This window comes from Paraburkholderia sp. BL17N1, from assembly GCF_003634175.1.
GTDB lineage: Bacteria > Pseudomonadota > Gammaproteobacteria > Burkholderiales > Burkholderiaceae > Paraburkholderia.
In genome coordinates, this window is sequence record NZ_RBIW01000001.1 from 2,847,087 (window position 1) to 2,867,840 (window position 20,754).

Consider the following 20,754-nt stretch of genomic DNA (forward strand, 5'->3'; position numbering starts at 1 on the left):
TGTTCAACGGCCGCGGCCGAGGTGATGTTCGCCTGCGCCGCCACCGCCCAGGGCGCGGCCTCCGTCACCGCCACCAAGACCTCCGCCACCGCCGCCACCGCTCATGCCGCCGCTGCGCTGGACGCCGCCGCCATTCGCGCCAAGACCTCCGCTCGCCCGTTGTTGCGGATCGCCGCCGTTCGCGCCAGAACCTCCGCTCGTGCGTCGCAGGCCGTCGCCATTCGCTCCACTTGCATGTTGCTGGCCACCGCGGCCGGCGAGCGCGTCGCGGCTCGCCTGGCCGCGCCGGGCGTCCTGGCGCGCCGCATTGCCGTCGCCGGCGCTGCGTAGCGCGTTGTCGCGATTCACGTTCTGCGCGCGCTTCTGCAAATCGACGTTCGCCGTGCCGCCGTGATGAATCCCTTGCACACGCTGACTCGCGCTGCCGCCGAGATTCTGGCCCGTGCGGTTTTGCAGCGTGTGCTGCGCCCGGGCGCGGGCGTCGTCGCGTGCGCGATACGCATCGCGCTGGGCGCTGCCGACGTTGTTCAAGCCGCGATTGACATTCGCGCCGCCGATGTTGCGATTGACGTCGGCATTGCGGTTCCAGTTCGTCGTGCGGCCGTTCACGTCGAGGCGGTTGTGCACGTTGATATTGTTGTACCGGTTCACATTGATGTTGACGTCATGCGAGTGCCAGTCGAAGCCGCCCCACAGCGCGTTCGCCACCGCGATGCCGGCGCCGAACGCGAGGCCCGCAAAGAAACTGGTGCCGATGACATAACCGGGCGGCGGCGGCACATACACCGGCGGATACGCGGGATAGGGCCACACGCCGTACACCACCGTCGGGTTGTAGGTCGGCACGTACACCACTTGCGGATTGGCGGGCACGATCTGGATCGTGCTCTGTTCGACCACGACCGTTTGCTGCGACGTCGTCCTCAGATTGCCGGCCGCCTGCGCTTGCTTGCGCAGACGCTGCACGGAGTCCATCACGTCGCCGGGCTGGGCGAGAAACGCGCTGCCGAGTTGCGTGACCCAGTCCGCTTTCGAGGCCATGGTGGCGAGCACTTGAGGGAAGGCAACCAGCGACTGCACACTCGGGTCCCACGGCTCTGACGCGACTGCCTTGACGGCGCTGTCGCCTTGCAGCGTGGAGTTGGCTCTGGACCATATGGCGGCGGCCTGCACGGCTTGCGGAAAAGTGGACGCCATCAGCACCTGGGCGAGCAGCGCGTCCGGATAAAGAGCAATAGGGGCGGCCAGCGAATCGAGCTGCTGGCTCGATATCTTTGCGCCACCTTGCGCATGGACGGCGTTCGGCGCGGCCAGTCCGACCAATAGCGGCGCTCCCGCAAAAACGGCGCAAACAAGCAACACACGTATGGCGTGTGCTCCGGATCGTTTCACGATGAATTCCTCCCCGTGGGGTTTATACGACGAGATGTCGGTGCGTAACGCGGGCTGCGTCGCTTCGCCGCGAAGGAATACGGCGAGGAAAATGACGCGTTGGGCCGGCGTCCGGTGTGTGGTTGGACGATGAGGTCGACACGACTCGATGCATTGGAAACTGCTCAAGCCATCGCAATTCTTTCGCAATACCAGGCAACACCGTATGCGGCGTTTCGCAGCATGCCACTCCAGCGTCGAGCATCGCATGGCGATGTCTGCTAAGGAGTTCTGCCTAAATTAATGGGCGCGTCGGAATCGGTCAATCTTGTCTGAGGAAATAACCCGTTGCGGATTAGTGTAAGTAATTGCTGAGTAATGCGTAGTATCGTGCGCACGCCGGGTGCGTCGATATAACGCGTTTAGCGTTGATTGCCGTGCAATGGAGAGGAGGGAAGGCGGGGAAAAGAGGGCGAAACAGGCCGGACATTTGGATAGTCCGGCCGTTGGTGCACAGTCACTTCCAGTCTCGCGACGAATTCCCCAAAGGGCCCTTCTTCGGGAGATTCGCCGCCGTACGAAGCTTATTGCGCCGGTTGCGGCTTGTTCGACAGCGCCAGTCGCAGCAGATCGGCGACCGTGTTGACGTTGAGCTTTTCCATGATGTTCGCGCGGTGCGCTTCGACCGTTTTGATGCTGATGCCGAGGTCGTCGGCAATCTGCTTGTTCAGGCGGCCGGCGATGATGCGCTCGAGCACCTGATGCTCACGCGCGGTCAGCTTGCCGAGACGTTCTGCCGCGGCGCGCTGCTGCTGCACGCTGGTGCTTTCACTGCGCGCCTTGTCGAGCATTCGCTCGACCAGCTTGCGCAACTCGGCTTCGTCGAACGGTTTTTCGATGAAGTCCATCGCGCCTTTTTTCATTGTGGACACGGCCATCGGCACGTCGCCGTGGCCCGTCACGAAGATGATCGGCAGCGACGCGTTGTCGGCGATCAGGCGTTCCTGCAACTCGAGCCCGCTCATGCCGGACATCCGCACATCCAGAATCAGGCACGCGATCTGGCCCGGATGCTGATGCGGCTGCCATGCGTCGATGAACTGCTCGGCGCTGGAGAAGCATTGCACGCGGTAGCCGTTCGCCTCCAGCAGCCAGCGCAGCGAATCTCGCACGGCCTCGTCGTCATCGACGACAAAGACAGTTTCCTGTGTGGTGACTGGGCTGTTCATAGCTCTCCCGTAACGGTTTGTGGTGTCGGCGCCTGTGCCCCGCCGTTGCTCGGGCCATCAGGCTCTCCAATAGGCAGACTGCAATGGAACGTGGCGCCTGTGATGTGGCCATCGGATTCGACGTTGTTGACCACCCACAGACGACCGCGGTGCGATTCGATAATCGAACGGCAAATGTTCAGCCCCATGCCCATGCCATCGGACTTGGTGCTGTAAAACGGTTCGAACAGCCGCTCGGCTGTTGCTTCGTCGACGCCCGGCCCCTGGTCGACGACGCTGATGCAGACAAACCCGCTTTCCAGCCGCACGACGACGCGGATCACCGGATCGACTGCATTCGGACGGGCTTCGGCCATCGCTTCGGCGGCGTTCTTCAGCAGGTTGACGAGCACCTGCTCGATCAGCACCGGGTCGACGTAGATCACCGGCAGGCGCGAGCGCAGATCCGTGACGATGCGAATGCGGCGCTTCCTCGCCTCGATTTCGGCGAGGCCCACGGCGTCGGCAACGATATCGGCGACGCGCGTGGCCTGCCGCTTCGGCTCGCTGCGTTTCACGAACTCGCGAATGCGCTTGATGATCATGCCGGCGCGCACCGCCTGCTGGGCGGTTTTTTCGAGCACCGGCAGCAGATTGTCAGGCGTCGTCCGACCGGATTTAACCAGCGCTACAGTTCCGGAGCAATAGTTATTGATCGCGGCGAGCGGTTGATTCAGTTCGTGCGCGAGCGACGAGGCCATTTCGCCCATCGTCATCAGGCGGCTGGTGAACTGCAGCTTCTCGTCCTGCTGGCGCGACAGTTCCTGCGCCTGCTTGCGTGTCGTAATGTCGGTGGCGATCTGCATCTGCGCGAGGTGGCCGTCCACCCACTGAATGTACTGGCGGCGCACTTCGAACCACTTCTGAATGCTCTGCACGTAAATTTCCTGCGCATCCGCGGTACTTTCGGTCAACGCGGCGGCGGGCAGGCCAGCGTATGTGTCCACCATATCGATCGAATCGGACGACGCCTGTGCGCTATCGAACCCGCCGCCCGCCAATTCCAGATGCCCGTCCGGGCGAATGCCGAACAGATGCCGGTAATAGCGGTTGGCGAACAGGAGTTCGGCTTCGTCGGCGGCGAGCACGGAGACGGCGGCGTCGAGACTTTCGAGCACCGTCGTGAAGCGCTCGTGCGCGGCGGCGAGTTCTTCGCGCGCGCGTTTCGGCTCGGTGATGTCGGTCATCGACGACATCCAGCCGGTCTGGCGGCCCGAGCTGTCGATCAGCGGCGACACGTAGAGGCGAGCGTGGAACAGCGACCCGTCCTTGCGGCGCACCCGCAATTCGAAGCCAGAAGAGGGCGCCTTGCCGCGCAGCGTCATGTCGAGCTGGCGCTGCATTTCGGGGTAAGCGTCGCGCGGCCAGTAGGCGAATGGCGCGTTCTTGCCGACCAGATCGCTTTCGTCCCAGCCGGTCATGCGGCAAAAGGCCGGATTGACGTGGGTGATGCGCCCATGCATGTCGAGCACGCGCATACCGATCAGCACCGAGTTTTCCATCGCGCGGCGGAAGAACGCTTCGGCATATAGCGCCTGCTGCGCTTCGAAGCGCTGCCGCGTGTGTTTCCACAAACTCCACAGGCTCCACAGCACGAAACAGGACAGACCGGCCACCAGCCACACCAGTGTGTTGTTGGTGAAGTTGGTCATCTGCGGGAACGCGTAGACGCGCACCGAGACACCCTGGCCCGGCGGGTCGAGCGGCAGGTCGTAGAACATGTCGCGCGGCAGGCGCGGGCGGGTCGACGTGGTGGTCAACTCGCGATTGTTCACGTCGATGATCGAGATTTTGTACTTGGCCGACAACTCGGGCGGGATGTCGTGCTTGAGAATCCCTTCCACCGAGAACACCGCGGCGATCGTGCCGAGGAAGTCGCGGTCGCGGAACACCGGCGTTTGCAGCGTGATGTAGCCGTTGCCGACGTCGTCGTAGATGAGCGGCGAATACACCTGGCGGCGCGTGTTGCGGGCTTCGGTGAAGGCGGCTTTGACGGCTTCGTCCATCTGCGCGTCGTTCGGCTTGGCGAGGCGCTGGCCGAACACGGGTAGCGCGGTATTGGGCCAGCGCGGTTGCTGCGCGCTGGTATACCAGTTCATGTAGAGGATCTCGGGATGCCCCTGCATGATGTCCGTGGTGGACACCTGAAACGAATGCGGATCGGCGCGGCCGGCGACCAGATCGCGCGCGAGCGCCTGGATCTGTTCCTGCGCGCCGGTCATGGACAGGCGGATCTGCTGCTGCGCCCACGCGACGTTACGGTAAAGCGTGTCTTCCTGCTGTTGCTGTTCGCGCCGGTTCAGGCTCCACAAAATCAGACTCATGACGACCAGGAACACCAGGATCGACAGAAGCGGCGTGAGCAAATAGGAATTGGACCACCATGGTCCATGGTGCCAGCGGGAGGACGGCGTCGAATCCGTCGGCGAACCGGCGGTGCGCGCCGAGCGTGCGAAAAGCCGTTCGGTCAACATGCGTGGCATTGTAGCGCAGCGTGAAGCTAGCAAATGGCGCAAAAAAGCGCGGAAAGGACCATTAATCGGCGCAAACTAGCCAGCGTATCCGTCGATCGGCAGTCAAATCAGGTTGCGCCGCAACAATTTTCCGCATTATGAGATTCGATCTCGCAATTCGAAAATTTTGTTGCGCTGACGTCGGGACCCTTATTACAATCGGCCGAAGCTGCCGCGGCCGTGCTTCGTCCGCGTCGTCTGTTCAAAGAGCGTTCCTCTACATCCAGGAGACGAGCATGTCCGCTGTACCCGACGAAGTCATGAAATATGTCGCTGCTGAAAAAGACGACGATCCCCAGGAAACCGGCGAATGGCTTGAAGCGCTGGATGGCGTGATTTCTGCTGTGGGCCCCGATCGCGCTCACTACCTGATCGAGAAACAGATTGAATTCGCGCGCGTGCATGGCGAACATCTGCCGTTCTCGGCCAACACGCCGTACATCAACACGATCCCGGTTTCGCGCCAGGCGAAGATCCCCGGCGATCAGGACATCGAACACCGCATTCGCTCGTACACGCGCTGGAACGCCATCGCGATGGTGTTGCGCGCCGGCAAGGACACCAATGTCGGCGGCCACATCGCCTCGTTCGCCTCCGCCGCCACGCTTTACGACGTCGGCTACAACCACTTCTGGCATGCGCCGTCCGCTGCACATGGCGGAGATCTCGTGTTCGTGCAAGGCCACTCGTCGCCGGGCGTCTATTCGCGCGCGTTCCTGCTGGGCCGCCTGACCGAGAACCAGCTCGACAACTTCCGCCAGGAAGTGGGCGGCGAGGGCATCTCGTCGTACCCGCACCCGTGGCTGATGCCGGACTTCTGGCAATTCCCGACCGTCTCGATGGGCCTCGGCCCGATCATGGCGATCTATCAGGCGCGCTTCATGAAGTACATGCAGGCGCGCGGCATTGCGAAGACCGACGGCCGCAAGGTCTGGGCCTTCCTCGGCGACGGCGAAACAGACGAGCCGGAATCGCTCGGCGCGATCGGCATGGCCGGCCGCGAACGGCTCGACAACCTCGTGTTCGTGATCAACTGCAACCTGCAGCGCCTCGACGGTCCGGTGCGCGGTAACGGCAAGATCATCCAGGAACTGGAAAGCGAATTCCGCGGCGCTGGCTGGAACGTCATCAAGGTCATCTGGGGCAGCCGCTGGGATGCGCTGTTCCAACGCGACAAGTCGGGCGCGCTGATGCGCCGCATGATGGCAGTGGTCGACGGCGAATACCAGACGTACAAGTCGGAGTCGGGCGCGTATGTGCGCGAACACTTCTTCAACACGCCGGAACTGAAGGCGCTGGTCGCCGAATGGTCCGACGAGGAAATCTGGAACCTGAACCGAGGCGGACACGATCCGCACAAGATCTACGCGGCGTTCCAGGAAGCGTCGAATTCGCAGGGCCAGCCGACCGTCATTCTCGCGAAGACGATCAAGGGCTACGGCATGGGCGAAGCCGGCCAGGCAATGAACATCACCCACCAGCAGAAGAAGCTGCACGTGGATCAGCTGAAGAAATTCCGCGACCAGTTCCGCCTGCCGATCGCCGACGAAGACCTCGTCAACGTGCCGTACCTCAAGTTCGAAGAAGGTTCGAAGGAACTCGAGTACATGCGCCAGAAGCGCATGGACCTCGGCGGTTATCTGCCGGCGCGCCGCCAGAAGGCCGACTCGCTGCCGGTGCCGGAACTGTCGGCATTCGAGCCGCTGTTGAAGGGCACGGGCGAAGGCCGCGAGATCTCCACGACCATGGCGTTCGTGCGGATCCTGAACATCCTGCTGAAAGACAAGGCGCTCGGTAAGCGCATCGTGCCGATCGTGCCGGACGAATCGCGTACCTTCGGTATGGAAGGTTTGTTCCGTCAGATCGGTATCTGGAATCAGGAAGGCCAGAAGTACGTGCCGGAAGATTCCGACCAGCTGATGTTCTACCGCGAGTCGGAAACCGGTCAGATCCTGCAGGAAGGCATCAACGAAGCCGGTGGTATGTGTGACTGGATCGCAGCCGCGACGTCGTACTCGACGCACGGCGAGATCATGATCCCGTTCTACATCTTCTACTCGATGTTCGGCTTCCAGCGTATCGGCGACCTCGCATGGGCAGCCGGCGACATGCGTTCGCGCGGCTTCCTGCTGGGTGGTACGGCCGGCCGCACGACGCTGAACGGCGAAGGTTTGCAACACGAAGACGGCCACTCGCTGCTGTGGGCGGCTTCGGTGCCGAACTGCGTCAGCTATGACCCGACGTTCGGTTACGAACTCGCGGTCATCATGCGGGACGGTCTGCGCCGCATGGTCGCGGATCAGGAAGACGTGTACTACTACATCACGGTGATGAACGAGAACTACGAGCACCCGGCGATTCCGCAGGGCGACTCCGTGGCGGCCGACATCATCAAGGGCATGTACGCGTTCCGTAAGGCCGAAGCGGACAAGAAGGCGCCGCGCGTGCAGCTGATGGGCGCGGGCACCATCTTCAACGAAGTGATCGCCGCCGCCGACCTGCTGAAGAACGACTGGGGTGTCGCCGCCGATCTGTGGAGCGTGCCGAGCTTCACCGAACTCGCGCGCGAGGGCCACGAAGTGCAGCGCTGGAACCTGCTGCACCCCACGGAAGAAAAGAAGCTCTCGCACGTCGAGAAGCTGCTGAAAGACGCACAAGGTCCGGTCATCGCATCGACCGACTATGTGCGCGCGCTGACCGAGCAGATCCGCGCGTTCGTGCCGCAGAAGTTCGTCGTGCTGGGCACGGATGGCTATGGCCGTTCGGACACGCGCGAAAAGCTGCGCCACTTCTTCGAAGTCGACCGCTACTGGGTCACGGTTGCCGCGTTGAATGCACTCGCAGATGAAGGCACGATCGAACGCAAGGTAGTCGCCGAGGCGCTCAAGAAGTACAACCTTGATCCCGCCAAACCCAACCCGATGACCGTCTAAGGCATCATTCCCCGTGTGCCATGGCGTGCGCGCCCGCTCCTGCGTTGGCAGGGGCAGGCCGCGTGCGCGGCCCAGGAGACACTAACAATGAGTCAAGCGATCGAAGTCAAGGTGCCGGACATCGGCGATTACAAGGACATTCCTGTGATCGAGGTGCTGGTGAAGGCGGGTGACACCGTCGAAAAAGAGCAATCGCTCGTTACGCTGGAATCCGATAAGGCGACCATGGACGTGCCGAGCTCGGCCGCCGGCGTCGTCAAGGAAGTGAAGGTCAAGGTCGGCGACAACGTGTCGGAAGGTTCGCTGATCGTCGTGCTGGAAGGTGCGGAAGGCGGCGCGGCTGCGCCGGCTCCGGCGCCTGCTGCCGCACCGGCTCCGGCTCCGTCGGCGGCACCGGCTGCGGCCCCCGCGGCCGCACCCGCGCCCGCGGCGAGCGGCGGCGGTCTGCAGGAAGTCAAAGTGCCGGATATCGGCGACTACAAAGACATTCCCGTGATCGAAGTCGCGGTGAAGGTCGGCGATCGCGTCGAGAAAGAGCAGTCGCTGGTCACGCTCGAATCCGATAAGGCGACCATGGACGTGCCGAGCTCGGCCGCCGGCGTCGTCAAGGAAGTGAAGGTTAAGGTAGGCGATACCGTGTCGGAAGGCTCGGTGATCGTGGTCGTGGAAGCCGAAGGCGGCGCGGCCGCGGCTCCTGCTCCGGCTCCGGCTCCGAAGCAAGCGGTCGAAAAGCCGTCGGATGCACCGGCCACTCCGTCGCCGGCTCCGGCGGCTCCGTCGGCGCTCGCTCAGGCGCCGGTGATTCCGGCTGGCGAAGGTGGCGCGCGGCACGCGAGTCATGCGTCGCCGTCCGTGCGTAAATTCGCGCGTGAGCTCGGTGTCGATGTCACGCAGGTGCAGGGCACGGGTCCGAAGAACCGTATCACGCAAGCCGACGTGACCGCTTTCATCAAGGGCGTCATGACCGGTCAGCGTGCTGCGCCGGCTGGTGCGGCCGCACCGGCGGCCGCGGGCGGTGGCGGCGAGTTGAACCTGCTGCCGTGGCCGAAGGTCGACTTCACGAAGTTCGGTCCGGTCGATCCGAAGCCGCTCTCGCGTATCAAGAAGATTTCGGGCGCGAATCTGCATCGCAACTGGGTCATGATTCCGCACGTCACGAATAACGACGAAGCGGATATCACCGAGCTCGAAGCATTGCGCGTGCAGTTGAACAAGGAAAACGAAAAGTCGGGTGTGAAGATCACCATGCTGGCTTTCGTGATCAAGGCTGTGGTTTCGGCTTTGAAGCAGTTCCCGACGTTCAATGCCAGCCTCGATGGCGATAACCTGGTGTTCAAGCAGTACTTCCATATCGGGTTCGCGGCTGATACGCCGAATGGGCTGGTCGTTCCTGTCATTCGCGATGCGGATAAGAAGGGTTTGATCGATATCGCCAAGGAAATGGCCGAGCTGTCGAAGGCTGCGCGTGACGGCAAGCTGAAGCCGGATCAGATGCAAGGTGGGTGCTTCTCGATTTCTTCTTTGGGTGGCATTGGTGGTACGAACTTCACGCCGATTATCAATGCGCCTGAAGTGGCCATTCTTGGTCTGTCGCGTGGTGCGATGAAGCCGGTTTGGGATGGTAAGCAGTTTGTGCCGCGTTTGATCCTGCCGCTTTCTTTGTCGTATGACCATCGTGTGATTGATGGTGCCGCGGCGGCCAGGTTCAATGCGTATCTTGGGGCGCTTCTTGCCGATTTCCGGCGTGTGATTCTTTGATCGTGTAGTTGCGTGGGGCGCGGGTTTCTTTCTGCTTCTGTTATCCGCGTCTCTCTGTAGAACCTGATTGCTTGTCGGTCTATTAGCGTCGCCCCTGTGCGGGGCGGCACCTACTTTTCTTTGTCTTCCAAAGAAAAGTAGGCAAAAGAAAGGCGCGTCCTTAGGCGGACTGCAAAGGATGATTCTGTTCGCCACGCTGCCAGCTTTTGGGCTGCATTGCGTAGGTTCTTCCTTCATCACGATCAATACGAGAAGGGGACACTAATGAGTCTCGTCGAAGTAAAAGTGCCGGATATCGGTGACTTCAAAGACGTCGATGTCATCGAAGTCAATATCAAAGCGGGCGATGTCATCGAGAACGAACAGGCTCTCATGACGCTCGAGTCCGATAAGGCCTCCATTGAAGTGCCGAGCGATACCGCCGGCACAGTCAAGGAAGTTCGCGTCAAAGCCGGCGATAAAGTCTCGCAAGGCACGGTGATCGCGCTCGTCGAAACATCGGCGGATGCAGCACCCGCGAAAGACGCGCCGAAGGCTCCAGCCAAGGAGCCCGAGAAGGCGCCCGCTCAGGCGGACGCCAAACCGCAAGCCGCGCCAGCGGCGGCTCCGGCTAAGGCTGCCGCGCCTGCTCCGCAAGCGGGTAGCTTCTCCGGCAACGCGGATATCGAGTGCGACATGCTCGTGCTCGGTTCGGGCCCCGGCGGCTATTCGGCGGCGTTCCGGTCGGCCGACCTGGGTATGAAGACGGTGCTGGTCGAGCGTTATTCGACGCTTGGCGGCGTGTGTCTGAACGTCGGCTGTATTCCGTCGAAAGCGCTGTTGCACACGGCGCTCGTGATCGACGAGGCCGAAGCGCTCGGCTCGCACGGCATCACGTTCGGCAAGCCGCAAATCGATCTCGACAAGCTGCGCGACTTCAAGTCGGGCGTCGTCAAGAAGCTCACCGGCGGTCTCGCCGGCATGGCGAAAATGCGCAAGGTCGAAGTGGTCACGGGCACGGGCTCGTTCGTCGATCCGCATCATATGGAAGTGCAGGTCGAGGGCGGCAAGAAGGTCGTCAAGTTCAAGCAGGCAATCATCGCCGCGGGCTCGGAAGCGGTGAAGCTGCCGTTCATTCCGCAAGATCCGCGTGTGGTCGATTCGACCGGCGCGCTTGAACTGCGCCAGATCCCGCAGCGTATGCTGGTGATCGGTGGCGGCATTATCGGACTGGAAATGGCGACGGTGTATGCCACGCTCGGCGCGCAGATCGACGTGGTCGAAATGCTCGACGGTCTGATGGCCGGCGCGGACCGCGATCTGGTCAAGGTCTGGGAGAAGTACAACAGCAAGCGTTTCGCTAACGTCATGCTGAAGACCAAGACCACCGCAGCCGAAGCGAAAGACGACGGCATTTATGTGTCGTTCGAAGGCGAGAAGGCGCCGGCGGAAGCGCAACGTTACGACCTGGTGCTGGTTGCCGTCGGCCGTTCGCCGAACGGCAAGAAGATCGGCGCCGACAAGGCCGGCGTCGCGGTGACGGATCGCGGCTTCATCGACGTGGACAAGCAGATGCGCACGAATGTGCCGCACATCTTCGCGATCGGCGACATCGTCGGTCAGCCGATGCTCGCGCATAAGGCCGTGCATGAAGCTCACGTCGCCGCCGAAGTCGCACACGGCGAGAAGGCGTACTTCGACGCGCTGCAGATTCCGTCGGTGGCTTACACCGATCCGGAAGTGGCGTGGGCCGGCAAGACGGAAGACCAGTTGAAGGCCGAGGGCATCAAGTACGGCAAGGCGGTGTTCCCGTGGGCGGCGTCGGGCCGCGCGATCGCCAACGGCCGAGACGAAGGCTTCACGAAGCTGCTGTTCGACGAGGAAACGCATCGCGTGATCGGCGGCGGGATTGTCGGTCTAAATGCGGGCGACCTGATCAGCGAAGTGTGTCTCGCGGTCGAGATGGGTGCGGACGCAACGGATATCGGTAAGACGATTCACCCGCATCCGACGCTCGGCGAATCGATCGGCATGGCCGCCGAGTTGTACGAAGGCGTCTGTACCGACCTGCCGCCGCAGAAAAAGAAGTAACGCGATTCGGTCTGTCTGCACTCGTGCAGGCGGGCTCGATGAAGCAAAAAACGGCGCGCCCTTTGCGGGGCGCGCCGTTTTTTCTTTGGGCAGCGGAGTAGTGCGGTTGCCGTCGGGACGACGGTCTCATCAACACATGCTGAACGATTCATGCGACGGCGAGAAAGCGTCGCATAAAAAAATCCCGGCCTTTCGCCGGGCAAACGATACGCTATTCAACGTATCGGAGCGTTCGGCCAGTAACGCCGTGTGAACGGCAACGGCACTACGCTGTTGCTTGCGGTAACGCCGGCGCAGCGTTCAAGCTGTGCCGGCGTTGGGTGATGCTTGAAACTGAAACTTAGACTGCCTTCTTGGCCGAGCGCGATGCTTGTGCGGCGGCTTGCGAAGCTGCCTTCGATGCGGCCGTTGCAGCTGCATTGAAGTTGCTTTCAGCGATTTCGACAGCTTGCTTGGTGGCCTTGTGGACCGTGTCGTACGTGGTGTTGGCAGCCGTGATAGCCGACTTCAGGACGGCGACAGCGGTTTCCGAACCAGCCGGTGCATTCTTTGCGACGTTCTCGACGAGCGATTGGACCTTGCGGTTTTGCTCTTCGAATTGCGCTTCCGCGACGCGGGTGAATTCACCTTGCGTTGCCGAAACGATTTCGTACACGTGACGGCCGTACGACAGCGCCTTTTCAGCCACCGGCTGTGCAAGGCTTGCTTGCAGTGCCAGCAATTCTTGCGCGTCCTTGACCGACAGGGCGCGTTGGGCATTTTCCTGGCTTTCCGCGAGCGTCGACTTCACGACTTGCAGGTTCAGCTCAACCAGCTTTTCGACGCCTTCAAATGCTTTGGTCGTCAGGCCGAACAACGTTTCAAAGTTGGCTTTCTGGGCTGCGGCGAATTGCTCAGGGGTCAGCAGAGTCATGGTTTACGCTCCTGGAATCGCGGTCTGTCTGTGCGGACCGCATTGGGTGAATGGTGGGACACATTGGTGCATCCCGCCGGACCGCGATGAATTGTGCATCGCAGCAATGACTGCTATTTTAGGATGGCTGCAAGGAATGTCAAGTGCTTTTTGTGCGTCGCACAATATTAAGAAACTACTGATAAAACATAGCGTTATGCGATCGGCATGACATCTTCATGACGCAGGTCAACTTAAATGCCGCACCGCACTGGTGCTCAATCATGCTGTATTTATTACGAAATGGTAAGGTCTATCTGAGCGGCAGGTGCGTGCTTAACGCGGGGCGGCTAACAGCCGGCACTTGTTAAAAAAGCGCTCGATGGGCGTTCCGGTGTAAACCGAAAAGTGTCACGGAACGTTAATGCTAGATGCTGGTCGAATGCGCGTTGGCGGTCTGCAGCAGGCGTTTAACAACCTCGCTGTTCGACTCCCGCCCTGTTGGTCCGGCGGTTTTTGACCGCACGTGCTCTACCGTATTTCCCCTGATCAAGGTTGCCTCGAAATTGCCGTTATGCTGGAAGAATCACCTCGATTCCTGCATAGGGCGGCAGCGGCGAGGCGTAACGCGCCCGCGATCGTTTTTTTCGATCGATGCGCGGCACTTATTCGTGTTTTTGCGATCGGAGCTTACAAGCCGGTTTAAGGAGCGCGTATAAGTGCTTCAAATTGCTAATTTTTCGTTGTTTTACTACACTTGCGGAAACCTCTCGCCGCTCCCTACCGAACACCCATGAAAACCGACATGTTTTCGTCGCTAAAAGTGATCCACGGCGCGGCCCGCAGCACCGCGCTGTCGGTGGCCGTCTCCATGGTCATCGCAGCGGCGTTCGCCACGCCCGTGAGCGCTTTTGCCGCTACGCCCGCTGCAACTGCAAAAACTTCCAAACACGCCAAAGCGGCGAAAAAGCCGGCTGCGGAGTCTGATACCAAGACCAAGGTGTCGAGCAAGGCCTCGAAAGCGACCAAAGGCGCGGCTGCAAAGACCGTAGCCGCCGCTGACGACGACGCGCCGCGCGCGGGCGTCAAGCGCAAGCGCGTCACGTACACGTCGAACGGCCGTCATCACTCGGTGGTGCGTCGCATCGCGTATGAACCGCGTCAACCGAGCGTCGGTCAGGCTTTCGGTCTGCACGAAACGCCGGACGCTCTCATGCTGCGCTCGAGCGTCGCCTACGTGATCGATCAGAACTCGGGCGAATCGCTGTTCGACAAGAACTCGCGCGCCGTGGTGCCGATCGCGTCGATCACCAAGCTGATGACCGCGATGGTGGTGCTGGACTCGAAAGAGGCCATGACCGACCAGATCGAAGTCACGGACGAAGACCGGGATTACGAAAAGAACACCGGCTCGCGTTTGTCGGTGGGTTCGGTGCTGTCGCGTGAAGATATGCTGCACATTGCGCTGATGGCGTCGGAAAATCGCGCGGCCGCGGCGCTGTCGCGCTATTTCCCGGGCGGCCGTCCGGCATTTCTCGCGGCCATGAACGCGAAGGCCAGACAACTTGGCATGACCGACACGCACTTTGAAAACCCCACGGGTTTGACGAGCCAGAACGTGTCGAGCGCGCGCGATCTCGTGAAGATGGTCAACGCGGCGTACCAGTATCCGTTGATCCGCAAGTTCTCGACCGACCACAGCTACGAGGTGTACACCGGCAAGCGCTCGCTCGCGTACAACAGCACGAATGCGCTGGTGCGCAATCCGACGTGGGACATTGGCCTGCAAAAGACCGGCTTCATCAACGAAGCGGGTGAGTGCCTCGTGATGCAGGCGACCATTCACGGCCGCCCGATGATCATGGTGCTGCTCGATTCGTCGGGTAAGTACTCGCGATTCGCGGACGCCACACGTCTGCGCACTTGGCTGGATAATGGTGGCGGTGAGCCGCGCATTACCAGCGCGGACGCCGGCGGCCCGGGGACCTGAAGCGTTTGTTCCGTGGCCGCTTCCAACCGGCCACATGAAAACAAAAAGCCTCGCAAAATGCGAGGCTTTTTGTTTTGAGCGGAAGAAGCGAAGTGCCGGCTTACGCGTGATGGCTATGCGAATGGTCTTGCGAGGGTTGCGGCCGGTAGCCGAGCGACTCCGAGATCATCAACGCGGTCTGGCTAAGCTGTCCAATCCAGGAGTCTTGCAAGCGATCCGCCGGCGCCGACAGCGATAGACCGGCGACCAGCTTGCCGGTGTCGTCGTAAATGCCGGCGGCGATGCAGCGCACGCCTAGCTCCAGTTCTTCGTTGTCTCGCGCGCAGGCCTGCTGGCGCACATGCGACAACTCGCGCTCCAGTTTGGTCAGGTCGGTGATGCTGTTCTGCGTGTGGCCCGACAAACCGGTGCGTGTGGCGTAGGCTCGCACGCGAGTGGATTCGTCGGCGGCGAGGAACAGCTTGCCCACCGAGGTCAGATGCAACGGCGCCCGTCCGCCAATCGCCCGCACCACCTGCATGCCGGATCGCTCGGAATACGCGCGCTCGATATAGACGATCTCGTCGCCCTGACGCACCGACAGATTCACCGTCTGGCCCGTCTGACGATGCAGTTCGCGCATCGGCGTGAGCGCCGCGTCGCGCACCGACAGGCGCGCCTTCACCAGATTGCCCAGCTCGAGCAGGCGCATGCCGAGACGGTAAGTGCCGGGATCCGACCGGTCGACCAGCCGGCACATCACCATATCGTTCAGGATGCGGTGCGCGGTGGACGGATGCAGCTCCGTGCGGATGGCGAGTTCTTTCAGGCTGACCGGGTCGCTATGCGCAGCCAGTGCGTCGAGCAAGCGCATCATGCGTTCGATCACCTGGATCGAAGTTTTGGGATCCGGGTTCGTATCGCTCATGGGAGGAATCGGTTGACGCGTCAAACAGCGGAAATTGATTGTATCCCGTATCGTGAAAAGATGGAAAGCGGTTGGAACGCCTATTCCAAATCAGGCCGCTTTCGTCCTATGCCTTCCGGCCGTTGGTATTGTGCGGCAAACAGCGGATAATCAGGCACGTTTTCCCGAAGGAGGGCTCATGCGAGTCGGATTGTTCGTTACCTGCCTGATCGACCTGATGCGTCCCGAGATCGGTTTTTCCGTCATCAAATTGATTGAAGGCGCCGGATTCGAGGTGATGGTGCCGCCTGCGCAAACCTGTTGCGGGCAACCGGCGTACAACTCGGGGGAGCGGCGCATCGCGCGCGATCTGGCCGAGAAGACCCTGCGCGAGTTCGAGCAGTTCGATTACGTCGTGGTCCCGTCCGGTTCGTGCGGCGGCATGATCCGCGCGCATTACGGCGACCTCTTCGCCGACGACCCGGAACTGATGAACCGCTTCGGCCGGCTGCGCGCCAAGGTGTTCGAGCTGACCGATTTCCTTGTCAACGTGGCCAAGGTGCAATTGCAGCCGGGCGAGTTCGCGGGGCAGGTCACGTATCACGATTCCTGCTCCGGGCTGCGCGAGCTCGGCGTGAAGGCGCAGCCGCGCGCCTTGCTGGCGCAAGTCGGCGTGACGGTGAACGAGATGAAGGATTGCGAGCATTGCTGCGGCTTCGGCGGCACGTTCGCGGTCAAGTACGGAGACATCTCCACGGCGATCGTCGACGAAAAGTGCGCGAATATTCGGGCGGCCGGTACTGGCACGGTGGTGCTAGGCGACCTCGGCTGCATGCTGAATATTGAAGGCCGTCTGCGGCGTACCGGCGACGCCACCACGCGCGTGCTGCACATCGCGCAGGTGCTGGCCGGCGACGTATAACGCGGGCTGTCGTACTGCCGCCGTCTTCTTCGTCCAGATATGCGCGCTTGACCCGTATCCGCTCGCGCTTCGTCCGTATTGCCTGATTACGCCCAAGGCCGCTATGCAAGTCCAATCGATGCAATTCAAGGCACGCGCCGGTCAGAAACTCGCCGACCAGCGCCTGCAGCAGAACCTCACCAAGCTGTCGACCAAGTTCGTGTCGGCTCGCGCCACGGCCATGACCGCGATCGATTTTCCCGCCACGCGCGCCGCGCTGAAGGAGCGTCGCAATCGCGCGCTGGAAAATCTCGACGTGTGGCTGGAAACCTTCGAGCGCGAAGCGGCCCGGCGCGGCGTGACGGTGCTGTTCGCGGAGACGACCCAGGAGGCCGCGCGGCTGGTCGGCGACATTGCGCGCCGGCACGAGGTGAAGAAGGTGATCAAGACCAAGTCGATGGTCACCGAAGAAATGCGCCTGAATGAAGTGCTCGGGCAGATGGGCGTGCAATCCATCGAAACCGATCTGGGCGAGTACATCCTGCAGATCAACGACAACGAGCCACCGAGCCACATCATCGCGCCGGTCGTCCATAAAGATAAGGACGAGATCGCCGACCTGTTCGCGAAGACTCACAACCGGCCACGCCTGACCGAAATCACCGATATGACGCGCGAAGCCCGCGAGATGCTGCGTCCGCATTTCATGACCGCGGACATGGGCGTGACGGGCGGCAATTTCGTGGTGGCGGAAACGGGCTCGGTCGTGCTGGTCACGAACGAGGGCAACGAGGGCATGTGCACCGTGATGCCACGCGTGCATGTGGCGGTGACGGGCATCGAGAAAGTGCTGCCCACACTCGAAGATCTGGCCACGGCGATGCGTCTCCTGCCGCGCTCGGCGACCGGGCAGACCACCTCGAACTATTTTTCCCTGTTGACGGGGCCGCGCGGCGAGGGCGACCAGGACGGCCCCGAGCATATGTACGTGGTGCTCGTCGACGGCGGGCGCACGGGGCTGATCGGCGGCGACTTCCAGGACATGCTGAGGTGCATCCGCTGCGGCGCGTGCATGAACCATTGCCCGGTGTATCAGAAGGTGGGCGGCCATGCGTACGGCTGGGTGTATCCCGGCCCGATGGGTTCGGTATTGACGCCGAGCTATGTCGGCATCGACAAAGCGCTGGATTTGCCGCAGGCCGCGACCTTGTGCGGCGAGTGCAATAGCGTGTGCCCGGTGGGCATTCCGCTATCCGACCTGTTGCGAAAGCTGCGCGAGAAGCAGGTGGAGCGGCGTCTGCGACCGTGGAAAGAGCGCATGGCACTCGCCGTGTGGGGTTTTCTGGCGCTGCATCCGGACGCTTACGCGCTTTTCACCAAGCTGGCGGTGCGTGTGCTGGAACGCATGGGCGGGAGAAACCGGTCGATCGCCAAACTGCCGCTGGGCGGCGCGGGCTGGACCAATACGCGGGATATGCCCGCTCCGGTCGGCCGAACGTTTAGGGAGTTGTACGCGGCGCAGCGCAGCCATATTGGCTGAGCAAGCGTCGGTGGGCCGACATTGCTATCGTCTTTTTCTATTCGCTCGGCATTAAGCGACCCGGTGGTTCCGGTATCGCGCTGTCTCGTCTCGCGCCGAACCGCAATGCCGTCTGCGTGATATCGCTGAAGCGACCCTCACGTAGCGGCCACAAAAAATCAGAGCGCGGTACGCGTGCGCATCAGCGCATGCGTACCGCGCGACAACCATGCGGTTCGTCCAGATCAGTGGTCCGTCATCTGGCCCGACTGGCGACCCGGCACGCCTCGCACGGGCGCGCCGTTGTTGCCGCTGCCGTGACCGCCTCCGCCACCGGCCTGCTGCTGCGGGGGTGGTGGCGGAGGCGGGCTGCCAGCCCCCGGTCGAGGCGCATTCGATCCACTCGGTCCGCGCGGGCCACCGACAGCGCCCTGCGGCGGCGGTCCGCCGTGCGATCCGCCGTTCGGCTGACCGTGCCAGCCGCCGTTGTCGCCGTGATTGCCGTTGTTTCCATAATTGCCGTTGTTCGGCCGGCCCCGGTCGGGATAGCCGCCGTAGCCGGGTCCGGGTCCGTAATAGCGCCCCGGCCCGTTGTTGTAGTAGCCGGGGCCGTAGTAGTCGCTATAGCCCATGTATACGTTGGTTTGCGGCACGACCGGCACACCGGGGGCGTAGCCATCGTAATTGTCATAGCCGCTATAGCCGCCGCCGTAGCCATTGCTATACATGGGCGTGCCGTCCGGATAGACCGCGCAGCCGCCGAGCAGAGTGGCGACAGCGAGGCAGGCGAGTGGTGCAAAACCAAAGCGTTTCATGTGATCGACCGATGCTGGATTTTGTTTCTATAAGACCGCTATTATCGCCATCCGTCGCAGGAGCTTTGTATGTGTTTGTAAGGATTTATTTTCTGTGCCATGACCCGTGCGGAACGTCGTGCGCACCGAAACGTGAATTCACTGTTCCATCCAGAGCAACGCTCTATGTCGCGCCAGTGGGTTTTTCCCGATTGTGAATTTCTATAAGATTTCGACTGGGCATAGTGGTTAACGAACTCAACTGCCCCAATCGGAAGAATCGACATCATGAAAAAGACAATATCGGTGTACTGGCCCCTCGCCATCGTTTTGCCGCTCGCTGCGGCTGCTTATCTGCATATTTGTGGCAACGCCGCGTCGCGCGCCCCGCAAGCTCCGCTCGCGGCCGACCAGTTGACGGCCGAACTCGCGCGTGCCGTTTCGTACGGCATGATCGACGACGCCTCGACGTTGCCGGCCAAACCGATGCGCGCCGCCACGGCGATGCCGGTGGCGGAAGCGTCGTAAGCACGATATTGAGCGCGACCGGGATAGGCCGCTGTACCTACTGCCACGCTCGCGACAGCCGCGCCCCGGCTCCCGGCGAGATTTCGGCCAGCTTTGTATAATCGCGGCAACATTTATTAACAGTCTGCCTGCGCGCCTCACGCGCCCGAAAAAGCCCTCGATGAAAACCGTATCCATCTGCTTTGTCTGCCTCGGGAACATCTGTCGTTCGCCGACCGCGGAAGGTGTGATGCGTCATCTGGTCGGCGAGGCGAAGCTCGCGGAACGCATTGTGATCGACTCCGCTGGAACGGGCGACTGGCACATTGGCGAGCCGCCGGACGAGCGCGCGCAGCAGGCGGCCGGCCGGCGCGGCTATGAGCTCGCCGGCTTGCGCGGCCGTCAGATCGCCGCGGCGGATTTCGACCGCTTCGATCTGCTGATCGCCATGGACGACAAAAACATCGTCGCGTTGCGTCAGATCTGCCCGCCGCAGCAACGCGACAAGATTCGCCTGCTGATGGAATTTGTTCCCGAAGGAGACGCCCGCTGGAGCGGCGCCCGCGAAGTCGTCGATCCGTATTTCGGCGGCGCGGAAGGTTTCGAGCAAGTGCTGGATCAATGTGAAGTCGCCTGCCGCGGCCTCATCGCGGCGCTGCGTCCCCAATTGCTTTCATAGAGTTCGGCGAGAGCGCGCGCCGGGCTTATTCAGCAATTAAGCAAATGACCCAAATCGCGGTAGGGATACTTGACTAAATCGCTCATGTATTTATACTTGACAAAACTTGTCGAGAATTGCGGTTCCCACACTATATGAGACTCACCACGAAAGGCCGTTTCGCCGTCACGGCGATGATTGACTTGGCACTGCGCCAGGAGCAGGGCCCGGTGACGCTTGCGGGTATCAGCCAGCGCCAACACATCTCCCTGTCGTACCTCGAGCAGCTGTTTGGCAAGCTGCGTCGTCATGAAATCGTCGAGTCCGTGCGCGGACCGGGCGGCGGCTACAATCTGGCCCGCCGCGCTGAAGACGTGACGGTGGCCGACATCATCATCGCGGTCGACGAGCCGCTCGACGCCACCCAATGCGGCGGCAAGGGCTCGTGCGAGGGCACCAAACAGCACGACGGCCACTGCATGACGCACGAGTTGTGGTCCACGCTGAACCAGAAAATGGTTGAGTACCTCGATTCGGTGTCCCTGAAGGATCTGGTCGATCAGCAGCGCTCGCGGGAAGGCGCGCCGGCCGTGATACGCGACAGGCGCAACGAAGCGCCGGCGGTCGAACCCGTCCGCGTGGCGCCGAAAGGGCCGAATTCAGTTTTCAACATGGCCGGTTCCTAGGCGCGGTA

General features: G+C 61.8%; 15 protein-coding genes. 9 read left to right on the top strand and 6 right to left on the bottom strand.

The window, feature by feature from the left end; translation table 11 throughout:
- Window positions 1-3: 3 nt before the first annotated feature.
- From B0G82_RS12850 to fixL, 3 genes are all read right to left on the bottom strand, one after another.
- Window positions 4-1,392: a DUF3300 domain-containing protein gene (locus tag B0G82_RS12850; protein ID WP_121307576.1), complete on the bottom strand. Its 1,389-nt coding sequence runs from the start codon at window positions 1,390-1,392 to the stop codon at window positions 4-6.
- 563 nt (window positions 1,393-1,955) lie between these two features.
- A complete protein-coding gene (gene fixJ, locus B0G82_RS12855; protein ID WP_006051254.1) occupies window positions 1,956-2,600 on the bottom strand; it encodes an oxygen response regulator transcription factor FixJ in 645 nt (214 codons plus the stop codon).
- The gene (gene fixL, locus B0G82_RS12860) at window positions 2,597-5,113 is read right to left on the bottom strand and encodes an oxygen sensor histidine kinase FixL (RefSeq protein ID WP_121308678.1); all 2,517 of its coding nucleotides are present in this window, start codon (window positions 5,111-5,113) and stop codon (window positions 2,597-2,599) included. Before fixL ends, fixJ begins: the two co-directional genes overlap by 4 nt.
- A gap of 275 nt (window positions 5,114-5,388) precedes the next feature.
- Here fixL and aceE point away from each other — a divergent pair, with 275 nt between their 5' ends.
- The 3 genes from aceE to lpdA all read left to right on the top strand — a co-directional run bounded on the left by aceE (window position 5,389) and on the right by lpdA (window position 11,913).
- Complete coding sequence (gene aceE, locus B0G82_RS12865) at window positions 5,389-8,085, top strand: pyruvate dehydrogenase (acetyl-transferring), homodimeric type (protein WP_121307577.1); 2,697 nt, start codon at window positions 5,389-5,391, stop codon at window positions 8,083-8,085.
- 87 nt (window positions 8,086-8,172) lie between these two features.
- Window positions 8,173-9,843, top strand: a complete 1,671-nt coding sequence (aceF, locus tag B0G82_RS12870; RefSeq protein WP_116140112.1) for a dihydrolipoyllysine-residue acetyltransferase — start codon at window positions 8,173-8,175, stop codon at window positions 9,841-9,843.
- Window positions 9,844-10,107: 264 nt separating this feature from the next.
- Window positions 10,108-11,913: a dihydrolipoyl dehydrogenase gene (lpdA, locus tag B0G82_RS12880; RefSeq protein WP_121307578.1), complete on the top strand. Its 1,806-nt coding sequence runs from the start codon at window positions 10,108-10,110 to the stop codon at window positions 11,911-11,913.
- 340 nt (window positions 11,914-12,253) lie between these two features.
- Here the strand turns inward: lpdA and B0G82_RS12885 are convergent, their stop codons facing one another.
- Complete coding sequence (locus B0G82_RS12885) at window positions 12,254-12,826, bottom strand: phasin family protein (RefSeq protein ID WP_012433576.1); 573 nt, start codon at window positions 12,824-12,826, stop codon at window positions 12,254-12,256.
- A gap of 772 nt (window positions 12,827-13,598) precedes the next feature.
- Here B0G82_RS12885 and pbpG point away from each other — a divergent pair.
- Entirely contained in the window at window positions 13,599-14,795 is a 1,197-nt protein-coding gene (gene pbpG / locus B0G82_RS12890; RefSeq protein WP_106279425.1) for a D-alanyl-D-alanine endopeptidase, read from the top strand.
- A 100-nt stretch (window positions 14,796-14,895) separates the two neighbouring features.
- Here the strand turns inward: pbpG and B0G82_RS12895 are convergent, their stop codons facing one another.
- Window positions 14,896-15,702, bottom strand: coding sequence for an IclR family transcriptional regulator (locus tag B0G82_RS12895; RefSeq protein ID WP_106279427.1), 807 nt, complete (start codon window positions 15,700-15,702; stop codon window positions 14,896-14,898).
- Window positions 15,703-15,880: 178 nt separating this feature from the next.
- Here B0G82_RS12895 and B0G82_RS12900 point away from each other — a divergent pair, with 178 nt between their 5' ends.
- Both B0G82_RS12900 and B0G82_RS12905 read left to right on the top strand, forming a co-directional pair.
- On the top strand, window positions 15,881-16,603 hold the full coding sequence (locus tag B0G82_RS12900; RefSeq protein ID WP_106279429.1) for a (Fe-S)-binding protein: 723 nt from the start codon (window positions 15,881-15,883) through the stop codon (window positions 16,601-16,603).
- Window positions 16,604-16,706: 103 nt separating this feature from the next.
- Entirely contained in the window at window positions 16,707-18,122 is a 1,416-nt protein-coding gene (locus B0G82_RS12905) for a lactate utilization protein B (protein ID WP_121307579.1), read from the top strand.
- Window positions 18,123-18,346: 224 nt separating this feature from the next.
- Here the strand turns inward: B0G82_RS12905 and B0G82_RS12910 are convergent, their stop codons facing one another.
- Window positions 18,347-18,916: a hypothetical protein gene (locus B0G82_RS12910; RefSeq protein WP_121307580.1), complete on the bottom strand. Its 570-nt coding sequence runs from the start codon at window positions 18,914-18,916 to the stop codon at window positions 18,347-18,349.
- A 267-nt stretch (window positions 18,917-19,183) separates the two neighbouring features.
- On the opposite strand from B0G82_RS12910, the gene B0G82_RS12915 reads away from it, so the two are divergent.
- From B0G82_RS12915 to iscR, 3 genes are all read left to right on the top strand, one after another.
- Window positions 19,184-19,423, top strand: coding sequence for a hypothetical protein (locus tag B0G82_RS12915; protein WP_121307581.1), 240 nt, complete (start codon window positions 19,184-19,186; stop codon window positions 19,421-19,423).
- 160 nt (window positions 19,424-19,583) lie between these two features.
- Window positions 19,584-20,081, top strand: a complete 498-nt coding sequence (locus B0G82_RS12920) for a low molecular weight protein-tyrosine-phosphatase (protein ID WP_121307582.1) — start codon at window positions 19,584-19,586, stop codon at window positions 20,079-20,081.
- Window positions 20,082-20,215: 134 nt separating this feature from the next.
- Window positions 20,216-20,746, top strand: a complete 531-nt coding sequence (gene iscR, locus B0G82_RS12925) for a Fe-S cluster assembly transcriptional regulator IscR (protein WP_012433568.1) — start codon at window positions 20,216-20,218, stop codon at window positions 20,744-20,746.
- The last annotated feature ends 8 nt before the right edge of the window (window positions 20,747-20,754 follow it).